The 5,868-nt window shown below is 53.4% G+C and carries 9 protein-coding genes; 6 read left to right on the top strand and 3 right to left on the bottom strand.

The window, feature by feature from the left end:
• From Q1B15_RS03570 to Q1B15_RS03550, 5 genes are all read left to right on the top strand, one after another.
• On the top strand, positions 1–207 hold a 207-nt coding region (locus tag Q1B15_RS03570), incomplete at its 5' end, for a helix-turn-helix domain-containing protein (protein WP_299750258.1).
• A 483-nt stretch (positions 208–690) separates the two neighbouring features.
• Complete coding sequence (locus tag Q1B15_RS03565; RefSeq protein ID WP_299750255.1) at positions 691–867, top strand: hypothetical protein; 177 nt, start codon at positions 691–693, stop codon at positions 865–867.
• A gap of 279 nt (positions 868–1,146) precedes the next feature.
• Positions 1,147–1,989, top strand: a complete 843-nt coding sequence (locus Q1B15_RS03560; protein WP_299750252.1) for an MBL fold metallo-hydrolase — start codon at positions 1,147–1,149, stop codon at positions 1,987–1,989.
• 23 nt (positions 1,990–2,012) lie between these two features.
• Positions 2,013–2,195, top strand: coding sequence for a hypothetical protein (locus tag Q1B15_RS03555; protein WP_299750249.1), 183 nt, complete (start codon positions 2,013–2,015; stop codon positions 2,193–2,195).
• 62 nt (positions 2,196–2,257) lie between these two features.
• Positions 2,258–2,761 (top strand): anthrone oxygenase family protein, encoded by a 504-nt coding sequence (locus tag Q1B15_RS03550; protein WP_299750246.1) that lies wholly within the window; start codon positions 2,258–2,260, stop codon positions 2,759–2,761.
• 72 nt (positions 2,762–2,833) lie between these two features.
• Here Q1B15_RS03550 and Q1B15_RS03545 read toward each other — a convergent pair whose 3' ends face one another.
• The 3 genes from Q1B15_RS03545 to Q1B15_RS03535 all read right to left on the bottom strand — a co-directional run bounded on the left by Q1B15_RS03545 (position 2,834) and on the right by Q1B15_RS03535 (position 4,563).
• Positions 2,834–3,151 (bottom strand): H-NS family nucleoid-associated regulatory protein, encoded by a 318-nt coding sequence (locus Q1B15_RS03545; RefSeq protein WP_299750243.1) that lies wholly within the window; start codon positions 3,149–3,151, stop codon positions 2,834–2,836.
• A gap of 17 nt (positions 3,152–3,168) precedes the next feature.
• Positions 3,169–3,498 (bottom strand): H-NS family nucleoid-associated regulatory protein, encoded by a 330-nt coding sequence (locus Q1B15_RS03540; RefSeq protein WP_299750240.1) that lies wholly within the window; start codon positions 3,496–3,498, stop codon positions 3,169–3,171.
• A 456-nt stretch (positions 3,499–3,954) separates the two neighbouring features.
• A complete protein-coding gene (locus tag Q1B15_RS03535; RefSeq protein WP_299750237.1) occupies positions 3,955–4,563 on the bottom strand; it encodes an exopolysaccharide biosynthesis protein in 609 nt (202 codons plus the stop codon).
• A 140-nt stretch (positions 4,564–4,703) separates the two neighbouring features.
• Between Q1B15_RS03535 and Q1B15_RS03530 the strand changes: the two genes are divergently transcribed.
• Entirely contained in the window at positions 4,704–5,165 is a 462-nt protein-coding gene (locus Q1B15_RS03530) for a hypothetical protein (protein WP_299750234.1), read from the top strand.
• Positions 5,166–5,868 lie beyond the last annotated feature (703 nt).

The following is a 5,868-nucleotide window of genomic DNA, read 5'->3' as shown; positions in this document are numbered from 1 at the left end:
CGTAATCCAAAGAGGATGCTGTCCCGCGATAGGATCATGGATTTGCTGCATGGCATCGAATGGACACCGCTGGACCGCGCGATTGACAATCAGGTAGCCCGGTTGCGCAGGAAAATCGAACTGGACCCGACCTCGCCGCTGCTGATCAAAACGGTGCGTGGGATTGGCTACATGCTTGCAACAGATGTAAAGCGCATCAACAGCTGACTGCCGCTCAACAGCATCATCAATTACCTCAGCCAATACGCCTGTGACTACCTAGCCTTGGCCTATCACCCATAAATCTCGAAACTGGGTCATTCAGGAGGAACAGGCCAGGACCCCAAAAGCACCGGCAACCTGTCAACGAAGGCGTTGCATTTGGTAAATGTCTACTTAATGTTACGCTAGATTTTGCAGCTATAAAGCGACCCAATTGCCCCAGATTGAGAGGCGCTAGATGTCATCTTCACTGGATATCAAATTTGGCAGTGATCAAAACCGAGGCATCTGTGATCTCGTGCAGGGTTTCATTGGCCTACTTTCGCCTGAGGGTACCTTGCTGGACGCCAATCGAAGCTCGTTGGATGCCCGGTCTACTTCGGCTCAGATCGCGATGCTCTGCTGATCTCACCCGACGTCCTGACTGCCTCCAACAAACTCGGTGACAAAGGGATCACGGACTTCCTGCTTGGGCACCCCGACCGTGAAATGGAATTGATGGGCGATATGGGGTCGCTGATCGAGCACACCAAGGACTTCATTGCCCGCGCCCTTGGTGAGGGACTGCCCAAGATGGACGAGATCGCCCGGCGTCTTGGGATGAGTGTGCGATCTCTGCACAGGCGCCCTGCAAAGGACGCAATGACCTTCCAAAACCTGACCTAAACCACGCGCCGTGAACTTGCCGAAGGCCTGCTGAGAGATGAACGTTCCTCTCTTGCCAAGATAGCCTTTCTGACAGGTTTGCTCAGAGCAAAGCTCGTTCAACCGCCCCTTCAAACGCTGGGTCGGGCACACGCCGGCAACCTATCGCAAAGAGAAGTTGAAGACCTAAGACGGCTATTTTTGGCAGCGGCGGTCAATTCCTTGGCCGCAGCAGCCAATACTGTTGGCGCCGCAGTTTCCTATCCCTTGGCCATCGTAACCAAATCAAGGGAATTCAAAATGAATAGCTTAATCACCGTTTCCGCGATTGCGGTCGCGGCCATCACTGGCTTTGCGCCGGCATCCATGGCCAGACCTGACCACAATCCTGCAAACACGATTTCACTCGAGGTCGATCATCCCGACAGCTTCCGGCACTTTGCCTGCGAACTGCCCGAAATGCGCGCGCGTGCGGCCGGTATTAATCCCAATTTCGGCCTGCATGTCAGCGAGATCGAGCCAGGCCTCTTCTTCGTCACTGACCTTGTCTACCAGTCTGCCTTTATCGTGACCGACGACGGCGTGGTTGTCCTCGACGCCCCGCCAAGCTTTGGGCAAAACCTGCGGACGGTGATCGAAATGACGGCGCCCGATATGTCGATCACGCATCTTATCATGAGCCATGGCCACCGCGACCATAACGGCGGCGGCTACAACTTTGGCGACATCGATGGGTTTGAAGTCGTGACAGCCGCCAAAGTGGCGAAGACGCTGAAAGACTTCCCGCTTGAGGGTATCTTGGCCCCTACACAAGTCTTCGATGCGGCACTGGATATGACAATCGACGGGGTCAAGATCGAGCTTAAAGCCGCAAAATTCCACGCCGAAGACACCGACGTTACAATCTTCCTGCCTAAGGAAAAATTTCTGATGGCAATCGACACGATCACGCCCGGCGAAGCGCCGTTCATGAACTTTGGGACGACCTCCGATATAAACGCCTACTTCGGAATCTTCGAAATCTTACTGGCCTATGATTTTGACCACTTTCTTTCCGGCCATGTGTCGGTCCTTGGAAACCGACAGGACGTGATCATCACGCGCGACTATGTCTTCGATGTCCGCGTACAGTCTTTGGGCTGATGCCAACCTTCGATGATCGCCTCATGGAAGGCCTGACAGCAGTCGAATTCCAGAATGCCAATCTTGCCTACCGCTACGCGATAGAGGGCATCCGAGATGACTGTGCAGGACAGGTCATCGGCCGGTGGAAAAGCCAGCTTTCTGTCGTCGATCTTTGGGCGGACAGCCACTGCGAGACGACGCTCCTCTACGCAATCATGCATTGAAATTACTGGGGCGCGCTTCAGCGCTCCACCTCTCCCACACACATTTACGAAAGGACGGTCCCATGTCTGTCTGGTTTTTCCTTCTCGCCCAATTTACCCTTCTTGCCTATGCGCTGGTCGGTGGTGTCTTTCTCGCTTTTTCGGACTTCATAATGCGGTCTCATACCCACACAGATGGCATAGGTGGCATCGAAGCCATGCAAGTCATCAACCGTGAAGTCTTCCGCTGGATATTTATGTCTCTGTTTCTGGGCCTCGCGCTGGTCTCAATTCTGGTGTTTGGCTGCAGCATGGTCCATCTGAGCGGGCCGGGGGCATCCTTGATCGCTCCTGCCGACGTGATTTATTTCATCGGCTGTTTTGGAGTGACGATCGCATTCAATGTGCCGACGAACCAAGCGCTCGCGGGCATGGACCTGTCCGACGACGTAACCCGCGACTACTGGCATCGCGTCTATGTCCCTCGCTGGACGCTCTGGAACACCGTCCGCACGATGGCTTGTGCGGTCTCATCCACGCTGCTTATGGTTGGTTTGCTTTGGATGGCACAGACCCACTCCGCGTGACACGCCCAGAGTGTCGGATACTCCCGTTAAACTGGATTGCCCCCAATGATCTACACAAGAGGGTGCCTTCTCTTACATCGTATGGTTCTTCATGTTCTCATGATATTTGGCAGCTTCCTTGTCTGTCCATACACGAGACTTACGGTTCCAGTGCTTACCTTCATCATCGATATAATTGATCTTAGCTGCACGTTGCCCAGTACCCGTTGACTTGACCTTGGTACCCCCGCCAAAGATATCCGCCACAGTAAAGCCTGCTTCCGTGATAAGATCTACACAGGCCTTCCTTACTGCTAAAATCTCATCTTTGCGCTTCGCAGATTCTATAGTGTCTATCTTCTCACGCAGCTCTTTTAGTTCGACTGTCGTCATATTGTAGATATCTACCATGGTGCTATATCCTCTCCTTACTCTGGGTTCGATTGCTTCCAGTCGATGTAGTTCTGGGTGTACTCAGACTTCTCTTCATCTGTCCAGTTACCATCAGCCCGAACGAAGTTCTTACCAAAATAATCACGATATTTCATCTTCTCCTTTGCTCTCAAACGAGTCGCTTTTCCATTAGATTTAGCGCCACCAAAAACCTGCGCCACTGTGTAGCCAGCCTTCTCAATCAAGTCAGTTGCTGCCTTCTTAACATTGGAAATCTCCTCTTGCAGCTTAGCGTTCTCCAGCCTGTTGAGTGTGTCTCGCAGTGCCTTTATCTCCGCAACCGTCATGTCTTCTGGGTTCTTCATGGTTTGCACTCCTGTGTTCTAAATGGTTTTCCTTACACCGAATAAGCCTGACTATATTGATCAACTATTCTATCTTAACGACTTTGAACTAGCATTGTATCAGGCTTAGAGTGCAAGTGTAATAATAGTGATCAAGCTGGCGGTGCCACTGCGGCGCTTGAGCCGTTCCATCTTGACGAACTGAAGCACCACTTTCATGCTCGACCGCGTCTCTTCCTGGGGCATTCCCCGGCTACCAAACGCTGCGCAAGCATCTCCCCATGTCTGGTGACCGCACTAATGCTCCTCATACTAAGAGTTGTTAATCTGACAGGCTGGCCTTGCGGCGGACTTAGATATCCCCCAAAAATCCGCTTTTAAAACGCACTATAGCAGCTGGATTGCTCTTTTCGAGTCGGGCTGAATTATCCAAGATTTTGATATGTGATTGGCTTGATTGGCTTCGGCAGCGGCCCGTCAATCGAGGAGCGATGCAAATAGATCAGCCATGGTAAAAAGGGTCAGTACAACGGTCGCTGAAACGAAGATCCCCACGCCGATAAATAGCCCATCGCGCTGCATAAGCCCCCACGATAGGCACACAAGTGCGATGGCAGGCAGAGCGTTTATAAACGGGATTGGCAGGAGCAACAGTAGCGACATCAGCAGGCATAAGAGTCCGATGAGTCGTTCACGGCGTGCCAGCACCGACAGCCTGTGTTGGCTCATCTGTTCGACCCAGCGAAGCGGCCCGATCAGATAACGTGACATCACCGCGATCATCCGGTGCGGTATTGTGATACTGCGGGCGCGAGCTGGCAGCACTCCTCGTTCGCCGTAAAGTGCCAAATGCGCGGAAGCGGCAATCAGAGGCACGCCCAATATCGCCCCGAAGCTGGGTATGGGCAGGGGAATGCATTCAGGCAGCGCCATCAATAGGATCGCAGCCCCATGCATCCGTGCGCCCGCATCGTCGATTGTGTCACCCAGCGTAACAGACTCGCCCAAGCGGCTTTTCCTGTCCAACTCCTGGATGAGCGCTGCGAACCCCGTTTCGCGTGCGTCGAATGCTGAATCAGTTTCCAAATCTGCGGTCTCTTATTAGGTGAGTATTCGGGATCAGGAAAGTGATTAACCGACTGAACCGCTCTCCGTTTGCCTCAGGCTTCTTTGTCCTAATTACGCGGGCATCTCTGATCTTTCCAGAGCGGCATAGAAGTTTTGTAATGCAAGAAATCCTCGAATGGGTGCACTGCGACGTCCAAGATGGCAAAATGCTTCTCCTGCTCGAGGCTTTGGGAAAGCGCCAGCCCGTTAAATTCATTGGTGAATTTGAGTGCGCTACTTACGACTTTCAAGAAGGTCCCGACCGCGACGGCGACCTGCGCAAGACTATCAGGTTTCACCTTCTGCCGATTGGCAGTGGAGCAGTAACGGCATTCAACGAAGAAGACGAAATCGATTTGCCGATATCGCGGGGAGTTACGTTGTCGGAGCTACGTCAGCAGGCTTTCAACGCCGTTTTGCCAGAGGATGCAGATAACTGGAAAGAAGCCAAGGTACGTCGTCGCCTAGGGAGCGTAGCTATACGGCGATACATGCTTGCGAGGGCAAATGGCTTTTGCGAACAAACCGGCGATCCAGCATCGTTCTTAACAACGCCAGGACTTCCCAATTTGGAGGTATAGCCCATCAATCGTCGCGCCGATGGCGGACTAGAGGGCCCTAGGAACTGCGCAGCAATGACGCCCACGGCTCATCGGGAAATCCATCATCGGCAGGTTGGCGAGCGTCTGAACAAGGAGTTGCTGAAAATAGTCCATGAGAAAGAGCGACAAATTGGTTCCCTTGGCACCCTATGGTCTTTGGAAGAGTCTTGTTGGATGGGTATATAGATCGTGATGCTGCAAGAACACGCAAAACTCTAAGTGCCGATTTCTGGGGACGGCCGCTTTCAGCGGGGTGCCCCCAAGTACTGTCCGCAAATCGGCCCTAGCTGAATGCACCCCGTCAACACCCGCAATCCCTCGCTGCCGCCCCTCAGAGAGGCCGGCCGAGCCGCTTTGCCAACTCACGGCTCAACCTCAGCTAAAAGCGTTGTTGGTCGACGTGCCGGCGGTCTGTGCGCACCTCACTCCTGAGCGGCCGTCGGGTCGTACTGTGACTTCGAGACAGTGCCAACCAATCCACATCGATACCGTTGGCATGAAATACAGGGCGCAATTTGGAGGTGCGGCGTAAGGCCCCCAAGGCTCCACAAAGATACCTTTATTTTTGTGCGCGAGCGTCGCAAAAGCGCCGCCCCTATGGGCGACACTGATGCTTGTAGTAACGAGTGATTTGAGTGCTGGGGGTCGTCCGTCGAGGGCGGCCCCTTTTCCAACCACCTCA

Origin of the sequence: uncultured Boseongicola sp., assembly GCF_937988555.1 — a bacterium.
Lineage (GTDB): Bacteria > Pseudomonadota > Alphaproteobacteria > Rhodobacterales > Rhodobacteraceae > Boseongicola.
The sequence above is the reverse complement of the archived record's forward strand: the minus strand, read 5'-3'. Positions and strand labels throughout refer to the sequence as shown.